Raw genomic sequence first — 26,508 nt, 5'->3', positions numbered from 1 at the left:
TATGGATAACAACAAAACAAACAACCAAAACAAACCAGTATCTGCACATCCAGATCCAACGACACCGAACAATGCAAATGGTGTTCATGATGCTAAAGATAAAACAGCACCCGTTTCAGCACATCCAGATCCGGTTGTACCCAACGTTGAAAACAAAGTGGCTCATGATAAAAAAGAAAACGAAGGACAATCAGGACAACAAGGGAAACATGAAAATTCTAGTAAACCACAAGAACATCATGGAGATCAGCCAAAACCTCCAATGCCAGGGCATACACCACCTAAGCCAGAAGCCCCAGCAAAAGATCAAAAAAACACAACGGAAAACGGCGAATCTATGAATGGTGATGTGACATATGAAGATAAGGTCATTCAAAAAATCATAGGCATCTCCTTAGAAAAAGTGGATGGATTATTAACAGCTGATGGTGGCTTCTTCTCTAACGTGGCAGAAAAATTAGTCAACACTGATAATGTAACAGCCGGTATTGACGCGGAAGTTGGGAAAAAACAAGTCGCTGTTGATCTTAAGATCGTTGTTGAATACGGCAAAGACATCGAAGAAATTTACCAACAAATCAAAAAAATCATTGCCAAAGAAGTTCATGAAATGACACATCTAGATGTCATTGAAGTCAATGTCGATGTTGTCGACATTAAGACAAAAGAAGAATATGAAGCAAACAGTGAAACAGTTCAAGATAAATTGACAAATGCGGCAAAAGCCACAGGAGAATTTGCATCTGAACAAACGGAAAAAGCCAAATCAGCAATTGAGCAACAAAAAGAAAATAACCAATAATCAACTGATTCAAGCACGAATTAGCTGTTCGTTCAGTCGCTAAGTAGTTGAAAGCGAAGTAACTCAAAATTAGTTTATTTATAGAGTCAATAGAAGAGACCGAGACAAGTTTTTGTCTCGATCTCTTCTATTTTTGGCTAAGGCTCCTTTTTTAATGATAAGTAAAATGTTTTACATAACAAAAACAGCTTCTGTCTTTTAGTGTTTGTCCATTGTGAAAAAGTGACATTACATATTCTTGTGATTCCCATTAAACTTAAGAAGTAGGGTTTTATTGAAGTTTTTCCATAAAAATAAACGTAAAAGGGGCGAATTGGGAGAAAAGAAAAAAAACTTAAGAAACATAACGTTTTAACTTTACTAAATTGGCAGAAACAAAGGAAGAAATCAAACATCAGTATGGCATAAAAAGGGGTCTTTCTTATGAGAAAACAGACATTACTTTTCTATTGCCATTTAAAGATATAGCCTTAAAAGGAGGAGTACATTGAAAACCAGAAAAAAGTTATTACATAGTACATTAATATTAGCGCTAGCATTTGGACAAACCAGCGGGACAGTTGTTGAAGCTGTTTCGATGTTAAGCTCAGTTGAAAGTAGTGCTGTCAAGCAAAGTTCAAAAAAGAATGAAAAAAACAAAAATACATCGACTAAAAAAAAGAAAGAAGCAAAAGAAGTTATAGAGGATCAAAAAGAAGCGATAAAGTCAAGTAGAAGTAGTTCAGGATCAACCTTATTAGCAGATGTGCCAACCTTTACCCAGGCAGTACCGATTCCTGATTCTATACCAATGCCATACTCATCAGAGGCGAGAGTGGTCGGAAACCATATCCTTAACTATCTTCGTGAACAAATCCCTGCTCTATTAGATGACTCTAAAAGTGATTTTAAGGTTGGGGAAACTATTACATATGAAGTACCAAGTGTAATAGCCAATCATAAAGATAGAACCCCTAGTACATTTTGGAATGGATGGGTAGACTTGGATATGGGTGATAAATTACACCTGGGGTTACTAACCACTACTGACACTATTTTTTTGTACAATAAGATTCACTACATAACTATAATATCAGAAAGTGGCAATTGGCAAATTCATATTACACCTCCTGATTCAGCAATAAAATTGGGCTTATTTGATAAGGACTTTGGAAAAACAAAGGAGAACTTGTATGTAACATTTACTCGTTTAAAAGTTGCCCCATCGCAAAAAGAAATTTTTAAAATCCCTAAATTTGCTTATTATTATTATTATGTATTAAATGGAGCAGATGTTCATAACTCTTATTATTTACCACTTGAATTGGCTGTTCCTTTTCAACAGGCGGAGACGATTATCGGTAAAATCAAAGCAACGGTAAAATCTGGTGATCATACATTGGAAGCAAACCAGGGAAGTATTCCCAAACCAGAAGAATATGTCACAACTGAAAATACCCGCGGGGCAGTCACTTATGACTGGGTAACTAAACCAGACACGAGTAAGGTCGGTAAACAGGATGTTAAAATTGCTGTGAAAGATGAAACAGGACGTTCTACTGAAGTGACGTTTCCGATCACGGTAAAACAACTATTGACGGTGAAGAAAGAAACGGGTGAAATCTACCAGCATAGTCGTGTACCAGATGTCAATGATTATTTTGAGGTGAAGACACAAGGAGCATACACGCTTCGATGGTTGGATAACCCTGATACATCGATATTAGGAACGCATAGGTGGCAAGCAATCGTAAGAACTACTGATGGTCGAGAAGCAACGCAATCAATAACCATGAGAGTGTTACCACATCCTGAGTTACAACTAAAATTAAAACCGATTGAGGATCGTACCGTAACCTTGGTGGAGTCGTCTGATACGTTAGCCAATACGTTTAAAAACTATATTGAAGAGGCAACACTGTTAGGGGAACCTGTAGCGATTGATGATCTAGAATTTGTTGCGAATGAATCTTCTAAAACTGATTTTCAATCAGTAGGCTTACATGAAGTGAAAATCACTGTTCAAGCGAAACACCCTGTTTCCAATGTTATGATCAAAGGAACAGGAACCACCACAGTCAACGTATTATGGGGCAATACCATCTTGATGCGTTCGGTTGATGGTCATTCCGCTGGTGCTTTTGCTTTAGATGTTGGCAATTCTAATGATGCCCCAGCCAAGCTGTCGATTCGCCAAGGGATTGAGTCCCCGTTAAATGTCAGTGTAGGCTCAGCTAAAGAACCTTTTGAACTTTACTATAACCTACAAATTTTACGTAATGGCAATGCCATTTATAACCAAGATGTCACGAATCGAGCAACGTTACAAGAAGTCATGGATGCGTTTGGAGATACGAATAATGAAGTAACAGTTCAAATGAATGATATCATCCAAATCACATATCCAAGCAAGACACCTAATGCTTCGGTTGTGATGATTAAGGAAAAAGAAAATGATTTTACGTATGGTACGGAGATTGCTCGTTACCGTGTGACTCCTTATGGGTTTGATCCGGCACCTGTTATGACGGCAGAAAGTGCGGAAAAAGCGTTCGTTTTAGGCGAAGACGTGAAGCAAACGAATTTGAATGAACTAGTAAAAAATGTGCGGATCAACGGTGGGGTAGCGGACAATGAATTTTATACAGTAGAACCTCTTGATGAGTTTGATACCAGCACGATCGGTAAACGAAATATGCGGGTCAAAGTCACAACAAAAGATAAACTGGCTTCTGAAATCATTGAGATTTCTTACCAAGTGAAGTGGGGAGACACTTTTGTTATTAAAGGTTTGAAAGAGGCGACAGTTGGTGCGTTTAGTTTATTGAAGAATCAAAATCAATGGCAAATCCAAGCTTCTCAAGGAGTGGACGGCACAAACTTAAATGATCCGGTGGATAATTATTTTGGTCGGGATACCTACTATTCTATTGAAGTTTTACAAGGAGCTACCAGCAAGTTCCATTATGAAGTGGCAGGTAATCAGTCGATTCGTGAATCCATCCAGGGCTTCAATAATGGGCAACCGTTGACGGTCAGTAATGGCGACGTGATCAAAGTGTACCATGCCGATCCTCTTGGGAAAAATCTTTTAATGAAAGATGAATTAGTCAAGGACTATACGATTGGTTCCAATTATGCCTATTATGAAGTCACTGACCATGGCTTGGAACCAATTTTAGCGGTAGCGGCTGATTCGATGGCTCAAGAATTTATCTTAGGTGAAGATAGTAGTAACGTTGAAGGTGCGAAGTTGATCAATAGCATTACGATCAATGGAACGGCAGTGGGAAGTAATCAATATACAGTTAAACAAATGAGTGATTTTGATACTTCGGTGGCAGGATCACAAACGATCAAAGTACGTATTGATACGAAAGATGGACTCGTTTCAAAAGAAATCGAGGTTCCTTATGAAGTTAAATGGAACGATACGATTTTGATGAAAGCTCAAAATGGTCAATCAGCCGGAGCCTTTTCATTACATTCGGGGGCTTCCAGTACGAATCGTGTATTAGTCTTAAACCAAGGATTAAAAACCGATCTCAATGCGCCGATTAGTACCGATTCTTCGCTTTATTATTCCATTGAAGTATTGCGAGACGGGCGTTCTGTCTATCTACAAGAGGTGCCGGGACGTGCTTCTCTCCAACAGGTAATGGACAATTTTGGGACGAAACAAACGTTAAATGTCCAAGCGGGTGATGTCGTTAAAATGTATCATCCTCAACGTTCAGAAGGTAGTTCGGTGTTAATGGTAGATGAAATGGAAGAAGATTATACCTACGGGTCGCAATATGCCTACTATCGAGTAACATCCTATGGTTTTGAGCCGATGTCAGTGATTGAAGCTGTTGGCTCCAACAAAGCATTCTCATTAAAGGAGAATACTAAAACGACGGACTTGAGTCAATTGTTAGCACAAGTATCGATCAATGGCGAAATTGTTACGAATGAAGACTATACAGTGGAGAAACTTTCTGAATTAGATACCGCAACTGTGGGCAAAAAGGAAGTCAGATTAAAACTGACGACAGCGGATGAGACCGCAGATATCGAACTGGATGTTCCTTACGAAGTGGTTTGGGGAAGTACCTTCTTGCTTAAAGGATTAGATGACCAGAATGTGGGCGCTTATAGTATTGTGGAACAAGACGGAGAGTGGACGATCCAAGCTGGCAAAGGAGAGGATTCCACCGTTTTAACCAATCACGTGAATAACGTTTTTGGTCGCGATACTTACTATCGGATCGAAGTAGTAGCAAGTTCAGAAAATCAACCGAAGGAAGGTTCTGGTGTAACCGTTGAAAATATTATGGGCTTAGATCCGACTATTCGATTATCGGAACAAATAAAATACCAGTATGATGTGACTGGAAACATGACTGTGGGTCAGGCTATCAATGGGTTTAATAATGGACAGCCGTTGTCAATTGAAGAAGGGGACATCGTAAAAGTTTATCATGCAGAGGCGAAGAATAATTTATTGATGCGAGATGACTTGACGAAAAATTATACAGCGGGTTCAAATTATGCCTATTATCAAGTAGCCAATCAAGAATTTGAACCGATCACTGAGATGAAAGCTGAAATAATTTCACAAGAATTGACATTAGGCGAAGATGCCAGTGATATTGATGGAATGGATTTGATCAAAAATGTTACTTTCAATGGTCAAAAATTAGATACGACATTATATGATGTCGAACAAGTTTCTGAATTTGATACGAATACTGCTGGAGCGAAGATGTTAACGGTGAAATTATCTACCGCAGATGGTGTCACTTCTACGGATGTGGAAGTGCCTTATGAAGTCAAATGGGGGAGTACGATTCAGCTCAAAAATAAAAAAAGTGAAACCGTTGGTACTTTCGGCTTAACAAAAGACAAAAAACAATTGAAACTCCAGGCGTTACAAGGAAAAGAAGGAACGAACTTAGCTAGTCGAGTCACTGAAGCCAACGATGCAGATGTGTATTATGGGATCGAAGTCTTTACAAATAACACTAGTAAATATAAATACGAAGTGCGAGGCACACAAACGATTGCCCAAGCAATCGAACGATTCAATAGTGGGGAGCCATTAAAAGTTTCTGCAGGGGATCAAATCAAAGTGTATCATACGGATCCAAGTGGGAATGTCTTGATGGCAGAAGAAACGGAGCAAAATTATACCTATGGTTCCAATTATGCGTATTATAATGTGACCGAATACGGCTTTGAACCAACTGGAGACTTTACCGTGACACCGGCAGAAGCAAAAATAATCATCAATACCAAACAAGTGGATCTTAAAGATCTCTTGAAAGAAGTGAAAGTCAACGGGAAAGAAGTACCGAAAAACGCCTATACAGTGAAATTAGATCCTGAAACCGAAATCGATACTTCAAGTTTAGGAAATCGTGTCGCTAAATTAGTGGTCAAAGTTGACCGCTCTTACGGTGGATTTTCTACTGAAACTGAAGCGACTTATGAAGTAGTGAAAGAAGGAACACCAGGAGCGTTAGGAGAAAGTTCAGGCGAAGGAAATACAGAAGCAGAAACCAACGGGGAAGGTGAAGGAACAGAAGAAGCAAATGGTGGTAATTTACCAAAAACCAATGCAACCAAAAATGCGATGTTCCCTCTATTAGGTACCTTACTAATTAGTTTGGTAGGAATGTTTCTGTTTTGGAAAAAGAAAAAAACAAAAGAAGAACCAAAAAAGTAGTATAATCCCATTGAAATAAAAAAAGCACTCATTAGAAGTTTTACGAAAACTAATGAGTGCTTTTTTTGGCACTTCGTCACTGGGCTTACTATTTGTACGAATAAAGCTCTTTACAAGTCTGAGGATAACATCTATCGTCTATCAACATCCGAAAAAATTCTTTTTTAAACTTTGGAAAATAGCTTTTCAACGATTTTACTGTATGTATAACTAAAATTATAGTTATTATAACAAAATTAAAAATGATGTCTGCTTAACTAAACGTACATATCGGTTTCAAGTTACTACGATAATCCTCCTGTTGAAATTTATTCATTAATCACATATAGAGGGAGGGTGAATTCTATCTAAAGTGAATTTTATTGTAATATCAGTTTTCCTCAGCATTTTTACTATCTGAAATGAAACGGAAAAATCAATGATGATTCATCAATCCCATAAATATCAGTTTTTTTCATTTCCTTTTACATTTATAGTACAATTTAAAAAATAACAATTTGAAGTAAGTCTATTTTTCCTGGTTTGTTGGTAAAATATGACATTGTACGATAAAATAATTCCTTATATGCTTCTTGATGAAAGAAAAATTTTTTTCTTAATAGAGTAATCAAGGGAGGATTATGTTGAAAGATAAAAAACGATTATTGAAAAGTGCGTTGATTTTTGCATTGATACTCGGTCAAACGAATAGTGGGACTATCGTGGGAGCAGGTTCGATGTTGCCTACAAATGAAAGCAGAGCTATAAGTCAAAAATCAAAAAGAACTGAAAAAATAAATCAGGGAAAAGAAAAAAAAACAAGTGAAAAAGCAGAGAATGATAATATAGTAGATCCAGAAGATGATCAAAAAAATACAACAATTTCTTCTAGAGACTCTGTGCTAACCAGTTATCAACGTGGAGAACTTAGGAAGACATCTTCTGCGTATGTAGGGAAATATTTGAATAGTATGATAATAACTACAATAAATGAGAGTAACTTAAATTATAAAGTAGATGAACAAGTATATTTAAAATATAGACTTGTTTCAGAATTTGATTATACCAAACAGGGAGGTACCTTTATAGGTGATACGCCACCTTATGACCCTGATCTCCCTCGTGATGGAGCTCTGATAAAGGAGGACACAATACATTTATTACCTCAAGGGGCACCACATAATGGAACTATTCCAGAAGGTGAACATTTTAGTGTAGATTCAAAAAGCGGAAATTGGCGAATGAAATTGGTTCAATCAGATGCTACGGGTTATCATGTTACATTCACTCGTCTGAAAATTGCGCCAAACCAACCCGAGATTTTCCCTATGGAAATCTTTTATTATCCTACTTACTTTTATGGGATAGTTAAAGAATATGATGCAATTGATTTTTCAGTAGATTTTCCTGATGCAGAATCAAGTATTGGGAAATTGAAAGCTTCAATAAAAGATGGCGCACATACGCTTAAACAAGGTGATGAGGTACCTAAAGCTGTAGAATATATTGAGTCAGTAGAGAATACTCGAGGAAAAGTAAAATATGAATGGAAAACATCTCCTGATACGAGTCAGCCAGGAGTGCAAGAAGCGAAAATAGTAGTCAGTGATGACTCTGGACGAACGCTTGAAGTAACTGTGCCGATTACGATTATGCCTTTGCCGCTAGAGATGTTACCAAAAGCAGGAGAACATAAAGTCATACAATATGGTGCTGTTCCAAAAGCAGCCGATTATTTTAATGTGGTGAATCATTATGAAGAGTCTACATACAAAGTTGAATGGGTCAAAGCCCCTGATATGAATCAAGAGGGTATTCAAACTTGTCTGGCGAAAGCGACCTCCTCAGATGGGCGTACTGCAGACAGTGCAGTACAAATTGAAGTTATCTCCAATCCAGGTTTAGAAGTTAAATTAAAACCATTAGAAGAACGAATATTAGGAGTATCCTACCCTTCTTTAAGTTCAAATTTTAAAAATTATATAGAAGAAGTGACACTGTTAGGTGAGAAAGTAGACGTTAATGAGTTAGAATTGGTCGTGGACGAAACAACCGATACAAATTTTCAGACTATTGGTCAAAAAGAAGTAAACATTACAGTTAAGAAAAAAGCTTCTGAGGCGAGTGTCTGGATTAAAGGAACAGGAACCACTACAGTCAACGTATTATGGGGCAATACCATCTTAATGCGTTCAATTGATGGCCATTCTGCAGGTGCTTTCACTCTTGATGTCAGTAACTCAAATAATGACTCCGCTGCTCTTTCGATTCGCCAAGGATTAGAATCACCGTTAAACGTGGCGGTAGGAAAATTACAAGATCCATTTAAACTGTATTATCGGTTGGATATTTTACGTAATGAGAGAACGATCTATACGCAAGAAGTAACAAATCGGGCAACTTTACAAGAAATTATGAATGCTTTCGGAGATAAAGAGAATAAAATAGACGTTAAAATAGATGATATCATCCAAATCACACACCCAGGGAAAACAGCTAATAGCTCGGTCGTGATGATTGATGAAGAAGAAAAAGATTTTACATACGGAACAGAGAATGCTCGTTATCGTGTAACAGCGTATGGTTTAGACCCAGCACCCGTAATAACAGCTGAAAGCGCAAGAGTATTTTTTTTAGGCGAAGATATCAACCAATTGAATCCACAAGAGTTCATCAAAAATATACGTCTTAATGATCAATTAACTTCGAATGAACAGTATAAAATCAACCTTATCGATGGGGGGGATACTCGAACAGTTGGTAAGCAAACGATGAGAGTCAATATTACCACAAAAGATGGTTTAGTCTCTGAAGAAGTTGAAGTCACTTATCAAGTGAAATGGGGTGATACTTTCGTTCTAAAGGGGTTGAAAGAATCGACTGTTGGTGCATTCAGTTTACTAAAAAGTAATGATCAATGGCAGATTAAAGCTAGCCAGGGCGTAGAAGGTACAGAATTAGACGAGCCAGTCAATAACTACTTTGGTAGAGATACCTTTTACTCCATTGAAATTTTACAGGGGACAACTAACAAGTTCCGTTATGAAGTGATAGGCAATCAGTCGATTCGTGAATCCATCTACGGTTTCAACGAGGGAAAACCGCTGGATGTCAATGAAGGTGACGTGATCAAAGTGTACCATGCCGATTCTGTTGGGAAAAATCTATTAATGAAAGACGAATTAGTCAAGGATTACACGATGGGTTCCGATTATGCGTATTATGAAGTCACTGAATATGGCTTGGAACCAATTTTAGCGGTTGCGGCTGATTCGATGCCTCAAGAATTTACCTTGGGTGAAGACAGCAGTAACGTTGATGGATCGAAGTTGATCAATAGTATTACGGTCAATGGAACGATAGTGGCTAGTAATTTATATACAGTCAAACAAATGAGTGATTTCGATACTTCGGTAGCTGGTTCACAAACGATCAAGGTACGTATTGATACGAAAGATGGGCTGGTGTCAAAAGAGCTTGACGTTCCCTATGAAGTCAAATGGGGGAAAACTATTTTGATAAAAGCTCAGAATGGACAATCAGCCGGGGCCTTTTCATTATATGCGGGAACTTCCAGTACGAATCGTGTATTAGTCTTTAACCAAGGATTAAAAACCGATCTTAATGCACCAATTAGTACCGATTCTTCACTTTACTATTCCATTGAAATAGTGCGTGAAGGGCGATCTGTTTACTCGCAAGAGATACCGGGTTATGCGACGTTAGAAGAGGTAATGGCTAATTTTGGCTCGAAACAAAAATTGAATGTCCAAGCAGGTGATATCATAAAACTATATCATCCCCAACGTTCAGACGGTAGCTCTGTCTTACTGGTAAATGAAACAGAAAAGGACTATACCTATGGTTCTCCATATGCTAATTACCGCATAACTTCTTATGGGTTTGAGCCCATGCCGGTAATTGAAACTGTAGGACCAAATAAAGTTTTTTCTTTAATGGAAAACACTCAAAATATAGACTTGAGTCAGCTATTAGCGAATATAACGATCAATGGTGAACGGGTGGAAAGCAAAAATTATAAGATTACGCAACTTTCTAAAATGGACACCTCTACTGTTGGTAAAAGAGAAGTCAAATTAAATCTTAAGCCAGAAGATGGCTCAGCAGATATTGAACTGGATGTTCCTTATGAAGTGGCTTGGGGAAGTACTTTCTTACTTAAAGGGTTAGATGACCAGAATGTGGGCGCTTATAGTATTGTGGAACAAGGCGGAGAGTGGACGATACAAGCTGGCAAAGGGGATGATTCCACCGTTTTATCGGATCATGTGAATAGTGCCTTTGGTCGCGATACTTACTATCGAATCGAAATAGTAGGAAATCCAGAAAATCAGTCCGAAGAAAAAACAGGTGTCACTGTCGAAAATATTATGGGCTTAGATCCGACTACTCGATTATCGGAACAAATAAAATACCAGTATGATGTGACGGGCAATATGACAGTGTGGCAGGCGATCAATGGGTTTAATAATGGCCAACCATTACCGATTGAGGAAGGGGACATCGTTAAAGTTTATCATGCAGAGGCGAAGAATAATTTATTGATGCGAGATGACTTGTCGAAAAATTATACAGCGGGTTCCAACTACGCCTATTATCAAGTGGCCAGTCAAGAATTTGTTCCCATCACTGAGATGGAGGCTGAAACAGTTTCGCATGAATTTACCTTGGGCGAAGATACCAGTGACATTGATGGAATGGATTTGATTAAAAATGTCACTTTCAATGGTCAAAAATTAGAGACGACATTATATGATGTCGAACAAGTTTCTGACTTTGATACAAATACCACTGGACAGAAAATGTTAAAAGTGAAATTGTCTACCGCAGATGAGGTGACTTCTACAGAAGTGGAAGTGCCTTACGAAGTGAAGTGGGGAAGTACGATCCAACTAAAAAATCAAGATGGCGATACTGTAGGTGCCTACAGTTTGATAAAAGAAAACAAACAAATCAAACTCCAATCATTACAGGGAGAAGACGGAAGTGACTTATCGAACCGTATCACAGAATATGATGACATGGAAATTTACTATGGGATTGAAGTTTTTACAAATAACAGCAGTAAATATAAATACGAAGTTCGTGGTACGCAAACAATTGAACAATCGATTAATCGATTCAATAGTGGGGAACCATTAAAAGTTTCGGTGGGAGATCAAATTAAAGTGTATCACGCCGATCCAAGTGGGAATGTCTTGATGGCAGAAGAAGAAGAGCGAAATTACACTTATGGTTCCAATTATGCGTATTACAATGTGACTGAATATGGGTTTGAACCAACAGGAGATTTTACCGTGACACCAGCAGAAGCGCAAATAGTTATCGATACGAAACGTGTGGACCTTAAAAATCTTTTGAAAGAAGTTAAAGTCAATGGCAAAGAGCTGCCAAAAACTGCTTATACGGTTGCATTAGATCCTGAAACAGAAATCGATACTTCCTCTTTGGGGTATCGTGTTGCTAAACTAGTCGTGAAAGCTGACCGTTCCTATGGTGGTTTTTCTACTGAAACTGAAGCGGCTTATGAAGTGGTGGAAAAAGGGACGGATGGTGCTTTAGAAGATGGTACAGAAGATAGCATGACTGAAGATAAAGAGATCACAGGAACAGATTCAGAAAAAAAGAACTCAAATGGAGACAATACAAGTGGCGCAAAAAATGGTAATTTACCAAAAACCAATGAAACAAAAAATACGGTTTTTACTGTATCAGGTGTCTTGATTGTTAGTTTAGCGGGAATCATCCTGTTTTGGAGAAAAAGAAAAGCAAATAAAAATTCTAAAAAATAAGATAATCAGTTATTAAAAAGCCCACGTTAGCTAGACTACAGCTGACGTGGGCTTTTTTGTCGGTCTTCAGATTGATTAGAAAGTAGTTAGCTTTCATTGGTGTCACTCAACTAAAGAAATGAGCTACTCTCTCATTTGGCTTGTATCTTGATATTCGAGGATATCACCTGGTTGGCAGTTTAAAACTTCGCAAATCTTATCGAGCGTAGAAAACCGAATCGCTTTTGCTTTACCATTTTTTAAAATAGAGATATTAGCCATCGTAAGACCTACTTTTTCACTCAGTTCGGTCACGCTCATTTTTCGCTTGGCTAACATGACATCTAAATTGATAATAATAGACATTCGACACCTCACACTGTTAGATCATAGTCATTTTTTAAATAAATGGCTTGTTTAAGTAAATCAATCAAAATGCTTGAAAGGATGTAGATAAAAAAAGGGATAAAGAGTAAGACGAAAGCGATGAGTACGATTCCTGGACTATCGCTCATATCAGCTATTTGGTAAAATTTTGGCAAAATACCAAATGCAAGGATCGTGATACATAAAAGGCAAGATCGGATTTTACTGCTAAGCTTTAGACTCTTTTTAGTAAAAGTTTCCTTTGAAGGGAAGGTTTTGACTAAGCGGAGCAGGAAGAAATTGAGCAACAAAGTCACTAGAAGGATCAGGTAAAGAACTAGAATAAATAGTGTAGTTTGCCAGTTGCTAAATGGATTTGTAGGATTTGTACTCAATTGAATAGTTAATAGCGTTCCCAAGAGAAGGGGAACAAAACAAAAAACAGAAACGATTAATTGGATAAAGAACAGTTTGGATTTCATAAAATGCCTCCTAAATTTTTATTAGTATAGCATGAGGTTTGTTCATTATCAATAATTATTTATCGATAAACGATAAATAGAAGGATGGACAAACGCCTTTTTCAATAAAGAAAAGGCGTTCTAACGAATCATATTATATTTTAAAGCTGTAAAACTATTACTAAAAATGGACTATTTCTCATTTAAACAATGTATTCCCTAACCACTAATACATCCTTGTAACCCTGAAGTTACGCCAGTGGGATTAAATTTCATCAAAACAAATCAAAATCTCGCATAAAATATTTATCGCAATAGATTAATTATAACATATCATTTGCAAAAAAGATATTTAATTTAGATTACATTTGCGATAGTTTTAAATAACAGAACTTTTAAGTAGAAAAACGTATCATTATCATGTTTATACCCTCCCAAATCTAAAGTAAATATGCTAAAATCACAAATAACAACGAAGATCATGATTGGTTGAGAAAATTTATTCCTATTTTTCGTTATTAAAATTAGGTGTACAAATAACTAATTGTTTTATTTTGTTTGGTTGTGGGGAGTGGAGAAACAAAATACGCTAATATAAATTGTTATATAAGTATGGATAAAAAATTCAGATAAAATTATTAGGTTGTTAGGGGAAGTTTAAATGAAATTAAATGAAGAAAGTTTATTTATCCTAATTTTGATTGGTCAGCTTTACACTGTTTTTATGGCTCTTGGTTATCTAAGGAATCTTTTATCAAATAAAAAATTTCAATTGTTTTCGTTTATTAGTGTAATCGCTTATATTACTTTATATCAATGGATCAATATCATTGCGACCGTTATCTTATGGGCTGGATTATGTCTAAGTATCTATTTTATTGATCGAAACATTGATATAGCGATATTTTATCCTTCGATTATTTTATTTTTCTACATATTCATTGATGGAACAGCCAAATATCTATATAAAATTTTAGGTTGGGATATCAGCGATTTTTTAACAGCTGTTTTAGGAACAGGTTGTTTATGGATCGTTACTGTTTTTCTAAAAAAAATGGTCATACCAAAGATTATTAGGGATAAAACGACTTTAAAAATAGCGGCCATCGTTGTTTTTTTTACGATTATTATTTATTTTATTAACATTTGTAGTGATCGTTTTTCTGTTTTAGCAAGATTCCTAGTTATCAGTAATGAATTATTTACGGTTCTTTATGGTGTAATGTCTACCATAATTTATTGTGTACTACTTTTTATCAAGAAAAAAGAATTCGAAACACGAGAGCAGCAAAAAGAAATGCGTCACCTGATTGAATACAGTGAACAGATCGAAAATAACTATCTTGCATTACGAAAATTTAAACACGATTATAAGAATATTTTGTTTTCAATAGAGGATTATATTCAAACAAAGGATATTGAAGGGCTGCAAAAGTATTTTTATCAAAGTATCAAAGCAACAGAAACGATTTTTGAAGAAAACAATCTCCCAATTGCTTCGATTTCAAATCTTAAAATTAGAGAGATAAAAAGCATTATTTTGAGTAAATTATACGTGGCTAGCCAAAAGGGTGTCGAAGTAAACGTAATGATTCCAACACCCATTACGGATATCGCTATCTCAACAGTCACACTTGTTCGTATGCTAGGGATTATACTGGATAATGCAATTGAAGAATCAGCCTTTTTAGAAAAGGGAAAAATTGAATTGACTATTATGGAGGAAGACAAAAATTGTTTTTTTGTCTTAATGAATCAATGTCGTTCGAGTATTCCTAAATTACATGAATTGAAAAAAGTAAATTTTACTACTAAAAAAGGAAATCAAGGACTAGGACTAACGAATCTGGACGAGCTTGTTCATTTGAATGAGAATGTTTTTTTAGAAACAAAAATTGAAAACAATCGCTTTATACAAATCATAACGATTAGTGGAATGAGGGGCTAGTAATGTTAAAAATATTTGTTTGTGATGATGAAATTGCTCATCGTAATAAGCTTACTCGAATGATTACAAATTATTTATTGATGAAAGACTATGATGTTCAATTCCAATTTGCTACGGATGATCCAATGATGATCTTGTCGTTTATTTCAAAACATAAAACAGAAGGAATCTATTTTTTGGATATTGATCTAAAAACGGATTTAAATGGGATCGAGTTAGCAAAAAAAATCAGAGATTACGACCCAACAGCAAAAATCATTTTTGTGACAACTTATACAGATTTAGTCTATTTAACTTTTTTATACAAAGTAGAAGCATTAGATTACATTGTTAAAGATAATATGGATACCTTTCAAAAGAGAGTGACGGAATGTATTGACGTCGCAATTGAACGCTATTTGAATACAAATCTGGAAACTAGACCCCAAATTTGGATTAAGAATGGTCCAGTTGATGTAAAGTTATATGTCGATGAAATATTTTATTTTGAATCTAGTCCAACACCCCATAAATTGATCGTCTATTTAGATAACCGCAGAATTGAGTATATAGGGAAGATCAAAGAAGTAGAAAGTATGTATGAGGTATTTTGTCGTTGCCATCAATCTTACGTAGTTAATCTGATGAATGTGAAAGAGATCAATAAAAAAGAACGAGTGATCACTATGTCCAATGGAGCAAAATGTTTAGTTTCTACTCGTCATTTAAAGAAAGTAGTAAATCAGTTCAAGAAATTAACCAGTTGTTGATTACATCTCCAGGTATTCCGCACTTTTGATCAAATAACGTTCACTTTTGATAAAACCAACTATCTTATAAAAAAACAAATATAATATAGATGAAAAGGAGCGGATCAAATGTCGGAAGAATCTATATCTTTAGAAGAAAAAGTTTCAAAAACAATTAGTAAGCGGATAGGAAGACAATTACAATTGTCAGAAATTGACTTGGCAAAAATGGAATATGGATTAGCTGTTCTTCTGGTAATTAGTTCAAAGATATTTTTTATCTACTGTTTAGCTGGGTGTCTTCATATTATTCTGCCGGTTTTGACTACTCATTTGGCATTTACACTAATGAGAAGAACAACAAAAAGTTTTCATGCAAGAGATAGTAATGTATGTACGGTCTTAAGTCTATTTTTCTTTGTCTTATTACCATATCTAGTTACTACTTTTGCTGTAGATGTCACAAGAGCCAGCTTTGTGATCTGCAGTCTCATGATTTGCTTGATCTTGTGGTTCAAAGGGATAGTGATCGCACAAAAACCGGCGAAAAGTTCTTTGCTAAATGGAAAGAGCCAGATGATAGTGGTCAGTTTGTTCCTTACTATTTTTGGTGGGATTCAATCAAATAACCGTATTCGTACCTTACTGTTGTTAGGCATGATGATCTCAACCCTTTTAATGTTTGTTCAAAAAAGAAAGGATGAAGAAAATGTTAAAAAAAATTAGCTCAAGAAAATTAAAATATATGCGAATTTTAGCAACTGTTGCTATTGCTGTTGCTACAGAAGCTATAGGTAAAGGAACAATGTGTACAGGAATTATTTATGAACCAAAAGTACCTGATGCATTGAAACAAATCGAAAAATAAACTTGGAAATCGAAATACTAGTGGAATAAAAAGAATTCATTATACGAAATAAGTCTTAGGATCAAAAATAGTAGTTGCTATTTTGACCCTAAGACTTATTTTTTTCGATAATTTTGTAAGAGCAAAACAAATATAAAAAAGAAAAAAGATTCCCATAATGTCGTTGTCCAACTAAATTCTTTTGAAATTCCAAAAAATAAATTCCCTGCATTAGAAACGATTAAATAAATTAAGGTAGTTATTAGAGCATAAATTATTTTCTTTACCATAATCTCACAACACCCCTTTTTTCAAAAACATGGCTAAAGCGTTCCATTTCTTCAAATGATCTTTACTTAAGTATAATTCATTTAAAAGATATTTGGAAAGAAATTTTATCTGTTTTTTACAGATAAGAAAGAAGAAAGAGAGTAGGAAACGATAAATATTAGAAAATTTTCATAGCAACTGATAGTTTTTTGTAATAATAACTGAGCATTATCTTTGCATTTTTTAATGTAGACTACTATCCTTTAAATATACCCAATAGAAAAAAGGCAACACAGTCTATTGGAGGGAAACGTTATTTATGAATGATTGTCATAGAAAGTGAAAAAAGGCTATTAGTATTAGCATGGCATGGTAGCGCTTTCTATAAAATCTTGTAAATAACATGTGTGATCACGGTCAATTAGAAGTAGGAGGTGGAGAATGAATAAAGGGTGGAAGATCGTCGGTATTCTTGCAAGTTTATTCTTGCTGACGGTGCTTTTAGGGATTGCGTTGATCAACGCACCGTATATGATGCCAGAACAGTTGGAACGTTTTCGATTTTTTGTCATAACGAACTACTACGTGCAACAATATCTATTTTGGACAGCTGTCGTTTTTGCTATACTTGTGCTTATTTTGTTATTAGTTGTTCTTTTCTATCCAAAATCCAAAGGAACGTTTGTTTTAAAACAAAAAGATGGAAAACTGACTTTAGACAAGAAAGCAATCGAAGGGCTTGTGCGATCACAATTACATGAAGAAGAATTTGTTGGTTCACCAAAAGTTCGAGTACGCTCAACAAAAAATAAAATCAATGTCCATGTAAAAGGGGATTTAAAACGAACATCCTCTTTAATTGGTAAAACAGGAGAATTGATGCGTGACATTGAACAACAAGTGGCACGAGTACTTGGTACTGAACAAAACATCGCTGTAGCTGTTACTTATAGTGGATTTGAAGATTACGACAGTAATGTACACAAGCACGCTCGAGTAGAATAGGAGGGGCCCATCATGAAAGAGATATTTTCAGCGTACAAGCTCCCTATTATCTTCGGGGGACTTGGCTTACTGTTAGCTGTTTTATGGATAACAGTTGGATTTTTTAAAACACTTCTAATATTAATCATGACTGCTATAGGTGCAGGCATTGGTTTTTATTTGAAAGAAACAAAAATATTTGATCAATTTTTTAAATCTTAGGAGGAACTGGACATGGAAAACAAAGAAATCAAAAACACAAATACAATGACATCTGAGAATAACCATATTTCACGTGGAGAATTAACTTACGAAGATAAAGTAATTCAAAAAATCATCGGTTATGCTTTGAAAGATGTTGATGGTTTATTAACATTAGATGGCGGTTTCTTCTCAAACATTGCTGAAAAATTAGTGAACACGGATAATGTCACAGCAGGAATCAATGCAGAAGTTGGTAAAAAACAAGTAGCTGTTGACTTAGATGTAGTGGTAGAATACGGAAAAGATATTGAAAATATCTATGATCAAATTAAAGACTTGATCAGCCGTGAAGTGAATGATATGACACATTTAGATGTAATCGAAGTGAATGTGAATGTAGTTGATATCAAAACACAAGAAGAATATGCAAAAGATCAAGAAACTGTCCAAGACAAAGTGACAGATGCTGCTAAATCAACTGGTCAATTTGCTTCAAAACAAACAGATAAAGCAAAAGCAGCTATGAATAAAGGAACACAAAAAGTGAAAGAAAACACTGAACCACGTGTTCAGTAATTGATTGTTAGTAAAAGAAATTAGGAGGAAATTAAAATGGGATTTATTTGGTCATTAATCGTCGGTGGTATTATCGGAGCAATTGCAGGGGCTATTACAAATAAAGGTTCTTCAATGGGAATCATTGCTAACGTAGTCGCAGGTCTAGTTGGATCAGCGATCGGACAAGCTTTACTTGGCACTTGGGGACCAAGTATCGGGGGCATGGCAATCGTTCCATCATTGATTGGTGCAATCATTCTTGTATTGGTCGTATCATTCTTTGCTCGTAAACTGTAAGAATTTGATCGGATCATTTGATCGGATCATTTGATCGATCATAAATAAAATCAGAAGCTGAGACAATAATTGTCTCAGCTTTTTTTATCTACTTTAAAAAAATTCGGTCTAGTTAGTAAAGTTTATTCGTGTAAGCTGTTTAGAATAAAAATATCATTGTTATTGTGAAGTTTTACTCAAAATCCTCTTGACTTAGAGTTGACTCCAAGTAGTACAATATCTTTTGTGGTAACAATTACTAAGGCCGAAATGAATTATTCTTTTCGGACATGTTATTGCAAAAGGAGAGAGAATAGTGAGTATAAAGACAAACATCTTAGACCAAATCAATGGTCCAACAGAGGTAAAAAAACTAACGATAGACGAAATGTCTGAATTAGCTACAGAAATGAGAGAAAAGATTTTACAAAAAAATAGTGCGATCGGAGGACATGTCGGCCCAAATTTGGGTGTCGTGGAATTAACAATTGCTTTCCACCATGTGTTTGACTCTCCCAAGGATAAAATTGTTTGGGACGTTTCCCATCAATCTTATGGACATAAGTTATTAACTGGTCGTAAAAATGGATTTGAGGAGGGAAGCTACCACGAAATTAGCGGCTATTCAAATCAACATGAAAGTGAACATGATTATTTTACTGTGGGGCATACTTCAACTTCGATCAGTTTAGCGGTCGGTCTTGCAAAAGCCCGTGATTTGAAACAGGAGAAAGGAAATATCATTGCTTTTATCGGGGATGGTTCCTTAAGTGGAGGCTTAGCTTTTGAAGGTTTGAATAATGGTGGAACAATCAATTCTAATTTGATCGTTTTAGTGAATGACAATGAAATGTCCATTGATGAGAATCAGGGAAGTTTATATCGTCATTTAGCAGAGCTTCGTGAAAGCAATGGGACAAGTAATGATAATTTATTTAAAGCGATGGGGTATGATTATCGCTACATTGCGGATGGTAATGATTTAGAAACAGTAATTGAGGTTTTCAGAGAAATTAAAGACATTGACCATCCAATCGTTTTACATGTTCACACCGAAAAAGGTCATGGCTATGAGCCAGCCGTCGAAAACAAAATGAAATATCATTGGCATGTACCGTTTGATTTAGAAACAGGCGAAGCGAAAAATGCTCCTACTAGTGAAAGTTTTAATCAAATAATGATGAACTATCTTGATGAAAAAACGAAAACAAGTGCAACGCCTATCGTGGCTGTGAATGCTGCGATTCCAGGAATGTTTGGCTTAAAGGAATTTCAAAAAAAACATCCAGAACACTACTTTGATGTGGGGATTGCAGAACAACATTCGATCACATTTGCTTCTGCTTTAGCATCTCAAGGGATTCGACCTGTGGTATTCCATTCAAGTGTGTTTTTACAACGAGCATATGATCAATTATCTCATGATTTAGCGATCAACGAAAATCCAGTAGTCATTCTAATTGGAGGAGCAAGCATTTCAGGAAGTGATCGTACCCACCAAGGGACTTTTGATATTCCTTATCTTTCAAGTATTCCTAATATTAAATATTTAGCGCCAGCTACGAAGGAAGACTTACTTTCGATGTTGGATTGGAGTTTATCGCAAACCGATTCACCGGTTGCTATTAGAATCCCTGCTCATGGTGTGACATCTGGTGAAGCAATCGCAAAAGACTACGCTATTCCAAGTTACCAACGCTTGGTTGCTGGAGATAAAGTTGCAATCTTAGCACTAGGTGGCTTCCTTGAATTAGGTAAACAAGCTTTAGAAGAATTTGCGAATCAGGGGATTTCAGGCACTTTGATTAACCCTGGAACGATCACCGAACTTGATCATGAAACTTTAGAAGAATTAAAAGAAAATCACCAATTGATTATCACTTTAGAAGATGGTAGTCTTTCGGGCGGATTTGGTGAAAAAATCAGTCGTTATTATGGAGATTCAGCAATCCAAGTCCTAAACTTTGGTTCTCAAAAAGAGTTTACTGATAGTGTACCTGTTCAAACTTTGTATGAACGTTATCATTTAACACCAAAACAAATCGTAGCAGATAGTCTTAGCAGTTTAAATCAATAGAAAAAAACAGAGTAAATTCGTGATATCAAACGAATTTACTCTGTTTTTTTAAGAAACCCGACTTAAATAAACTATATTTATATTATGTAAACAAAGTTAGGGATAAACCGAACGAGTAATGAAATAAACATTGCTTTTATCGATAAAAATCCCATAAAATAGAAAAGTAAAGAAATAATCTATTGTTAAGGAGGTTTTTTATTTGATTGATTTGCAAGAAATATTTACACAAAACCAGATTGCGTTTGAACTTTATCGCCATCGCCCAATTTTTACCAATGAGGATGCGTTAGTTGTAAAAGAGGAACAAGGGTTTAGTGGTACTGAGACGAAGAGCTTATATTTAAAAGATAAACAAAACAATCGCTATATTTTTTTAACCTTCACGACTAAAAGGAGTGACTTTAAAAAATTAAGCAAACAGATTGGTAAAAGAGTGTCAGTTGTTTCGGCTGAAGAAATGGAAGCGGAAACGGGACAAAAGCCAGGTGCTGTTTCACCTTTTGGTTATGAATCATCTGTTCCTGTCATTATTGATGAAGAAATATTCGCTCAAGAAAAATTAGTATTTGCACCTGGTAGACCTGATCAAACCATGGTAGTCAAAGTGGCAGATTTAGATAAGATCATTCAAGTATTAGAAATAAAAACGTATGTATTACCAGCAGTGGAGTGACCTGTAACCATAATGAAACAGGTTCATCTTAAGTGAAATCTTTTGTTTAACGAAGGTTTCGTGATAGAAAAACTGCGTATGAGTAAAGGCGCAGATGTGACGTTCCATACCAAAAAGCTTAGCTGATCAGAAAGTAAATCGAACATGGTTCAGACAAAAACGATGAGACGATCGTGAAAGTAAAACAAAAAAGCAAATGTCTAAGCTATAAACAAAAGTGTCATTTTGTTATAAAACATCGATCATCAGCTTTTTTATTTGGAAATTATTGTTTACTCTGTAATCAAGTTAATTGAGATAATAGTTGATCATATCCTAATTCTCTGGCATAATCTTCGGCAGTTTTTCCTTGATTATCACGCAATTCTTTATTTGCACCATGAGCCAATAATTCTCGGACGATGTCTTGGTAGATCTTTGAGCCATCTCGCAAAGCCACAGCTTCAATCAAGGCAGTATAGCCATAATGATTTTGATGGTCAATATCAACACGACCATCAGTTAGCAAAAGTTTGACGTTGGCTAAATGTCCTTTTTCGGCAGCTGGTATCAATGCATTACCACCAAAACGGTTAACGATCGACTGATCAGGTTCACTATTTTCAAGCATATAAGTAAGAATCTCAGTTTTTCCTTGTGCGCCAGCATATAAGTAAGGGCTATCTTGAATATGATCTTGTAAGTTGATATTCGCACCGTGATCAACGAGGATTTTTGCAATATCGATCATATTATGGTGGACAGCAATCAATAATGGGGATTCTCCTTTTTCATTTTGTTCATCAATCATCGCAGTTGACTGGTCTAACAACGTTTGAACTAGATTTAAATCCTCGGCACTAACAGCTTGTAACAAGCGACCTGGAGCAATTGACATTGGTGTTTCCTCCTTTGATGGATGGTTGGGATTAGTTGGTAAAGGCGCAGAAGTTGTAGAATCCAAAACAATCGAATTCGTGCTAGTAGTAGCACCATTTGACTGAGGGGACTGATTGGCGCATCCTGCAAATACCAATAACGTAGGGAATAACCATAGGATTGAATAAGGTTTCATGAAAACGCCTCCTCCATATTATTTTAGTTGAAATAGCCATAAACAGCAAAATAAATACTTGCTAAACAATGCACAGCTCTTTAATAGAGGCAAAAACGTAATTAGCAACGCTTCCAAGACGGATTCTTGACAAAAAAAGAACAATGATAGATAGTAAAAAATAGTGTCTGACTAAATCTAGACAGGAGAACAGCTTTTGATTCTGTCAAATGAAAGTAGGGGAGTAGATGTTTACACGTTTGTCATCTCAATTAACAGAAAGAGAAAATTATAAATTACTGATTGGTTCAATTATTCCCAGACCAGTAGCTGTTGTTTCAACATTAACTGAGAAAGGGAACTTAAACATTGCGCCATTCAGCTATTTTAATATCGTTAGTTCAAATCCACCCATCGTTTCGTTAGCTGTCCAAAGAAAAAATGAGCAGATGAAAGATACTGCTAAAAATATCTTACTAAGGAAAGAAGCAATTATCCAAGTTTTAGATGAGCAAAATGTGGTGGAGGTCAATAAAACAGCAGCAACTCTTCCGCAAGAAGAAAGTGAACTAACCTTGACTAACTTGACTACGAAAACAAATAGGAATGGTTCAATTCCACCAATCAATGAGTCTAAAATTGTTTTTGAAACAGATTTATATGACCATCTCGAAATTAAGAATGAGCAAGAAGTTACTGCCGATCTTTTTTTATTAAAAATCCATACGTATCAATTAAATGAAGAGGTATATGATCCAGTATCTGGGAAGATCGATCCCAAGAAACTCCAACCAGTTAGTCGATTAGCAGGGAATGATTATGCAACCTTAGGGAAAATCTTTACCATTCCTAGGCCAAAGTGAACCACATGACGATAAAAATGTTATTTTTAGAGGATGTATAATCCTAAAAATATTATTATAATATTGGCGTAAGTTCATTTCTTTCATGAATGGAGTAAGAAATAAATTTAGCTAAAACATTTTTTAGTTATAAAAAACAATAAAGTTTTTTTAGGTAAACCGAATGATTTAAAGTTTTATTTAAAATAGGCAAGTAATAAGGCAGATATGAGGATTTCTGGTGCATGGATAAACTGGTATGTAAATGTTAAGATAACTTGATAATTTATTCCGAAAAGTGAAAACGAGAAAAATAAAACAGAAAAATCAATTAAGTTAGCAAAGGATTTTCATACTAAACGACTTCCTAAAAAGGGGAAATATATTAAAGATTGATTAATTTTGTTTTTTTATCAAATAAATGATTGCTAAAATAGTTAAAGAAGCTTACTATTAACTCTGTAAAAAATAAAAATAGTAATAACCTTGTTAGGTGAGGCTCCTATACAAACATATGCTATTGCTCAGAAACGTCGAAAGACGCCAATGAGTCAAACAGGAATTGTCGGATTAAGGCTTTTTCAAATAGCTAAGAGTGTTTCTTTACGTTGTATAGTGCTAAAACTCGGACGATGAGATGATGCTAGGTCAGAATTCTTGTTCGAAAAGGTTTCTGACCTTTTCTTATATTCTATAACTGATTCTATATTTAACTGCTCGTGTTCGCCTAACTTGTGTAAGAGGAGGGGGATATGCGATGTGGAAAAACAGAAAGATCGACTGGTTGATTTTAGGCCCTTATTTGGCTTTGTCAATTGTCGGTCTTTTAGAGATATATAGTGCTAGTTCCTATCGTTTATTGGTAGCAGGAAGTGATCCTAAAAGCTTATTTATTCGGCAATTTTTGTTTATTATTCTTAGTTGGGGCGTAATTGTATTGACCTATTCCATCAGATTACAAGTTCTACTGAAACCAAGAATAATAAAAGCTGGATTGATTGTATCGGGCTTATTATTAGCGATGATGAAACTCGGGATTTTTGCTGTAACAGTTAATGGTGCCCAGCGGTGGGTTTCAATCGCTGGAATCCAGTTTCAACCGTCAGAAATCGCAACCATTTTTTTGATTTTATATTTAAGTCGTTTTTTTAGAAATGACCGCAGTGTTCCTGAGAAGCTTCATATACCAGTGTTGATCGTGGGCGGAATCGCCGTGCTTGTTTTGTTTCAACCTAAAATTGCGGGAGCACTGATGATTTTAGCTATTGCTGGAGCTATCTTTTGGGCTGCAGCTATTCCCATTAAAAAAGGGCTGATAATTATCGGAGCAGCGATTGCTAGCTTGATCTTAGTAGCTGGCTTAGTTTTACTACTTGAAAAGCATCATTTGTTACCTTCATTTTTTGAACACGCTTATGACCGAATCGCAATGGTTCATAATCCATTTTTAGATGAACATGGTGCAGGATACCAGATGAGTAACTCTTACTATGCACTATACAACGGTGGCCTATTTGGTCGAGGAATGGGGAATAGTATTACTAAAAAAGGTTATCTCCCTGAATCCGAAACAGATTTTATTTTCTCAGTCATTGCTGAGGAGTTTGGGTTGATAGGCGCATTACTTGTTTTGTTTTTGCTTTTCTTATTATGTATGCGAATCTTCCAAAAGAGTACGAAACAAAAGAACCAACAGGCAACTTTGATCTTAATTGGTGTAGGGACATGGATACTCGTTCAGACAAGTATCAATATTGGAAGCATCCTTGGTTTAATTCCAATGACAGGTGTACCATTGCCATTTGTCAGCTACGGAGGAACAAGCTATTTAATCTTGTCTTTTGCTATTGGATTAGCTTTGAATATCTCGTCTCGACAAGTGAAAGAGAAAAATAAGCAGGTTGAGAGGTTACAACTCAAGAAACCTGAACTGTTAAACAAGAACAATTAAGAATCTCTCAATTGGACTATCATAATAAAAAAATGGCTATATTTCAAGTAAGAGGTTCGGTTAGAAAGAGGAATCGAAAATGAAAACATTTCAAAAAGTGATTTTAGGTCTATTGACGGCAGTCGTCATTGTCATCGGCTATTTTTCTTTTGAGTTTGTTCATGGTTATTCTTCAACGAGTCGAGCAGACGATGTACCAAAAGTAGAAGCCAAAAGTGTTCCTAAGATTATCAATGTGGCATTGATTGGCTCTGATGCCCGGTCGAAAGAAGAGAATGGACGTTCAGATTCTTTGATGATTGCTCAGTATAATCAAAAAACTAAAAAAGCAAAATTGGTTTCGATTATGCGTGATTCTTATGTAGATATACCTGGGCATGGTCAAGATAAAATCAACGCAGCTTATTCATATGGCGGGATTGACCTTTTGAACCAAACATTGAAAGAAAATTTCAAATTTGAAACACCTTATTATGCAAGTATCACCTTCCAAGATTTCATTGATTGTGTCAATGAGCTATTCCCTAACGGTGTTGATATCAATGCTGAGAAAGATTTAGACTTGGATGGTGTATACATCAAAAAAGGTGAACAAACGATGGATGGGAATACCTTATTGCAATATGCGCGTTTTAGAGAAGATGCTGAAGGAGATTTTGGACGGATCAGAAGACAACAACAAGTGATCAAAGCAATTTCTAAGCAATTAAAAGATGTGACTTCCATCCTTAAATTACCAAAAGCAATCGGTCAACTCTTGGGAAGTATTAAAACGAATTTACCTGAAAGTGTATTAATTGATTGTGGCATTGATTTCTTAAAAGATGATAAACCAATTGATACGTTATCTGTACCAGTTGAAGGTAGTTGGAATTTTAATGATTACACACCTTCTGGTAGTGTACTAGAACTTGATTTAGAAAAAAATCAATTAGCAATCAATCAGTTTTTAGACCAATAGATTTACATTTTATTTAAAGTGTAAGAAGTTAGAAACAAGCGATTGTCGTTGTGTTCTAGCTTCT

Annotated in this window: 19 protein-coding genes and 1 riboswitch; of the genes, 16 read left to right on the top strand and 3 right to left on the bottom strand. The window is 35.7% G+C overall.

Annotated elements, in window-relative coordinates; all coding sequences use genetic code 11:
- The first annotated feature begins 1 nt into the window (after position 1).
- From IGJ27_RS06745 to IGJ27_RS06735, 3 genes are all read left to right on the top strand, one after another.
- On the top strand, positions 2 to 802 hold the full coding sequence (locus tag IGJ27_RS06745; protein ID WP_178305928.1) for an Asp23/Gls24 family envelope stress response protein: 801 nt from the start codon (positions 2 to 4) through the stop codon (positions 800 to 802).
- 487 nt (positions 803 to 1,289) lie between these two features.
- Positions 1,290 to 6,491 (top strand): LPXTG cell wall anchor domain-containing protein, encoded by a 5,202-nt coding sequence (locus IGJ27_RS06740; RefSeq protein WP_178305929.1) that lies wholly within the window; start codon positions 1,290 to 1,292, stop codon positions 6,489 to 6,491.
- A gap of 623 nt (positions 6,492 to 7,114) precedes the next feature.
- Positions 7,115 to 12,283 carry an LPXTG cell wall anchor domain-containing protein gene (locus IGJ27_RS06735; protein WP_373191454.1) on the top strand — a complete coding sequence of 1,723 codons (5,169 nt, stop codon included), beginning with the start codon at positions 7,115 to 7,117 and terminating at the stop codon, positions 12,281 to 12,283.
- Between the two features lie 123 nt (positions 12,284 to 12,406).
- Here the strand turns inward: IGJ27_RS06735 and IGJ27_RS06730 are convergent, their stop codons facing one another.
- Both IGJ27_RS06730 and IGJ27_RS06725 read right to left on the bottom strand, forming a co-directional pair.
- On the bottom strand, positions 12,407 to 12,628 hold the full coding sequence (locus IGJ27_RS06730) for a helix-turn-helix domain-containing protein (protein WP_010719089.1): 222 nt from the start codon (positions 12,626 to 12,628) through the stop codon (positions 12,407 to 12,409).
- 8 nt (positions 12,629 to 12,636) lie between these two features.
- Positions 12,637 to 13,110, bottom strand: coding sequence for a DUF2975 domain-containing protein (locus IGJ27_RS06725; RefSeq protein WP_178305930.1), 474 nt, complete (start codon positions 13,108 to 13,110; stop codon positions 12,637 to 12,639).
- Positions 13,111 to 13,750: 640 nt separating this feature from the next.
- Between IGJ27_RS06725 and IGJ27_RS06720 the strand changes: the two genes are divergently transcribed.
- The 10 genes from IGJ27_RS06720 (at position 13,751) to IGJ27_RS06675 (ending at position 21,657) form a co-directional block, all read left to right on the top strand.
- Positions 13,751 to 15,037 (top strand): sensor histidine kinase, encoded by a 1,287-nt coding sequence (locus IGJ27_RS06720; protein ID WP_178305931.1) that lies wholly within the window; start codon positions 13,751 to 13,753, stop codon positions 15,035 to 15,037.
- A 2-nt stretch (positions 15,038 to 15,039) separates the two neighbouring features.
- Positions 15,040 to 15,786: a LytR/AlgR family response regulator transcription factor gene (locus IGJ27_RS06715; RefSeq protein ID WP_010719092.1), complete on the top strand. Its 747-nt coding sequence runs from the start codon at positions 15,040 to 15,042 to the stop codon at positions 15,784 to 15,786.
- Between the two features lie 108 nt (positions 15,787 to 15,894).
- Positions 15,895 to 16,491 carry an accessory gene regulator B family protein gene (locus tag IGJ27_RS06710; RefSeq protein WP_053766837.1) on the top strand — a complete coding sequence of 199 codons (597 nt, stop codon included), beginning with the start codon at positions 15,895 to 15,897 and terminating at the stop codon, positions 16,489 to 16,491.
- Positions 16,475 to 16,633, top strand: a complete 159-nt coding sequence (locus IGJ27_RS06705; protein ID WP_010737642.1) for a cyclic lactone autoinducer peptide — start codon at positions 16,475 to 16,477, stop codon at positions 16,631 to 16,633. The genes IGJ27_RS06710 and IGJ27_RS06705 overlap by 17 nt, the downstream gene beginning before the upstream one ends.
- 690 nt (positions 16,634 to 17,323) lie before the next feature.
- Entirely contained in the window at positions 17,324 to 17,887 is a 564-nt protein-coding gene (gene amaP, locus IGJ27_RS06700; RefSeq protein WP_178305932.1) for an alkaline shock response membrane anchor protein AmaP, read from the top strand.
- A 12-nt stretch (positions 17,888 to 17,899) separates the two neighbouring features.
- A complete protein-coding gene (locus IGJ27_RS06695; RefSeq protein ID WP_010719095.1) occupies positions 17,900 to 18,088 on the top strand; it encodes a DUF2273 domain-containing protein in 189 nt (62 codons plus the stop codon).
- 12 nt (positions 18,089 to 18,100) lie between these two features.
- Positions 18,101 to 18,646, top strand: a complete 546-nt coding sequence (locus IGJ27_RS06690; protein ID WP_010719096.1) for an Asp23/Gls24 family envelope stress response protein — start codon at positions 18,101 to 18,103, stop codon at positions 18,644 to 18,646.
- A gap of 36 nt (positions 18,647 to 18,682) precedes the next feature.
- Complete coding sequence (locus IGJ27_RS06685; RefSeq protein WP_010719097.1) at positions 18,683 to 18,925, top strand: GlsB/YeaQ/YmgE family stress response membrane protein; 243 nt, start codon at positions 18,683 to 18,685, stop codon at positions 18,923 to 18,925.
- 295 nt (positions 18,926 to 19,220) lie between these two features.
- Positions 19,221 to 20,981: a 1-deoxy-D-xylulose-5-phosphate synthase gene (locus tag IGJ27_RS06680; protein ID WP_178305933.1), complete on the top strand. Its 1,761-nt coding sequence runs from the start codon at positions 19,221 to 19,223 to the stop codon at positions 20,979 to 20,981.
- A gap of 202 nt (positions 20,982 to 21,183) precedes the next feature.
- On the top strand, positions 21,184 to 21,657 hold the full coding sequence (locus tag IGJ27_RS06675; RefSeq protein ID WP_178305934.1) for a YbaK/EbsC family protein: 474 nt from the start codon (positions 21,184 to 21,186) through the stop codon (positions 21,655 to 21,657).
- Between the two features lie 283 nt (positions 21,658 to 21,940).
- Here the strand turns inward: IGJ27_RS06675 and IGJ27_RS06670 are convergent, their stop codons facing one another.
- Positions 21,941 to 22,711 carry an ankyrin repeat domain-containing protein gene (locus tag IGJ27_RS06670; RefSeq protein WP_178305935.1) on the bottom strand — a complete coding sequence of 257 codons (771 nt, stop codon included), beginning with the start codon at positions 22,709 to 22,711 and terminating at the stop codon, positions 21,941 to 21,943.
- A gap of 227 nt (positions 22,712 to 22,938) precedes the next feature.
- Here IGJ27_RS06670 and IGJ27_RS06665 point away from each other — a divergent pair, with 227 nt between their 5' ends.
- The 3 genes from IGJ27_RS06665 (at position 22,939) to IGJ27_RS06655 (ending at position 26,444) form a co-directional block, all read left to right on the top strand.
- Positions 22,939 to 23,553 (top strand): flavin reductase family protein, encoded by a 615-nt coding sequence (locus tag IGJ27_RS06665; protein ID WP_178305936.1) that lies wholly within the window; start codon positions 22,939 to 22,941, stop codon positions 23,551 to 23,553.
- 457 nt (positions 23,554 to 24,010) lie between these two features.
- A riboswitch (M-box (ykoK) riboswitch) is annotated at positions 24,011 to 24,176 on the top strand.
- A 113-nt stretch (positions 24,177 to 24,289) separates the two neighbouring features.
- Entirely contained in the window at positions 24,290 to 25,483 is a 1,194-nt protein-coding gene (locus IGJ27_RS06660; protein WP_034698076.1) for an FtsW/RodA/SpoVE family cell cycle protein, read from the top strand.
- A 79-nt stretch (positions 25,484 to 25,562) separates the two neighbouring features.
- On the top strand, positions 25,563 to 26,444 hold the full coding sequence (locus IGJ27_RS06655; RefSeq protein WP_010737634.1) for an LCP family protein: 882 nt from the start codon (positions 25,563 to 25,565) through the stop codon (positions 26,442 to 26,444).
- The last annotated feature ends 64 nt before the right edge of the window (positions 26,445 to 26,508 follow it).

The sequence above is a fragment of the Enterococcus sp. DIV1726a genome (assembly GCF_051710985.1).
Taxonomy (GTDB): domain Bacteria; phylum Bacillota; class Bacilli; order Lactobacillales; family Enterococcaceae; genus Enterococcus_B; species Enterococcus_B hirae.
Note: the sequence above shows the minus strand (reverse complement) of the source record. Positions and strands in the feature narration are given on the sequence as shown.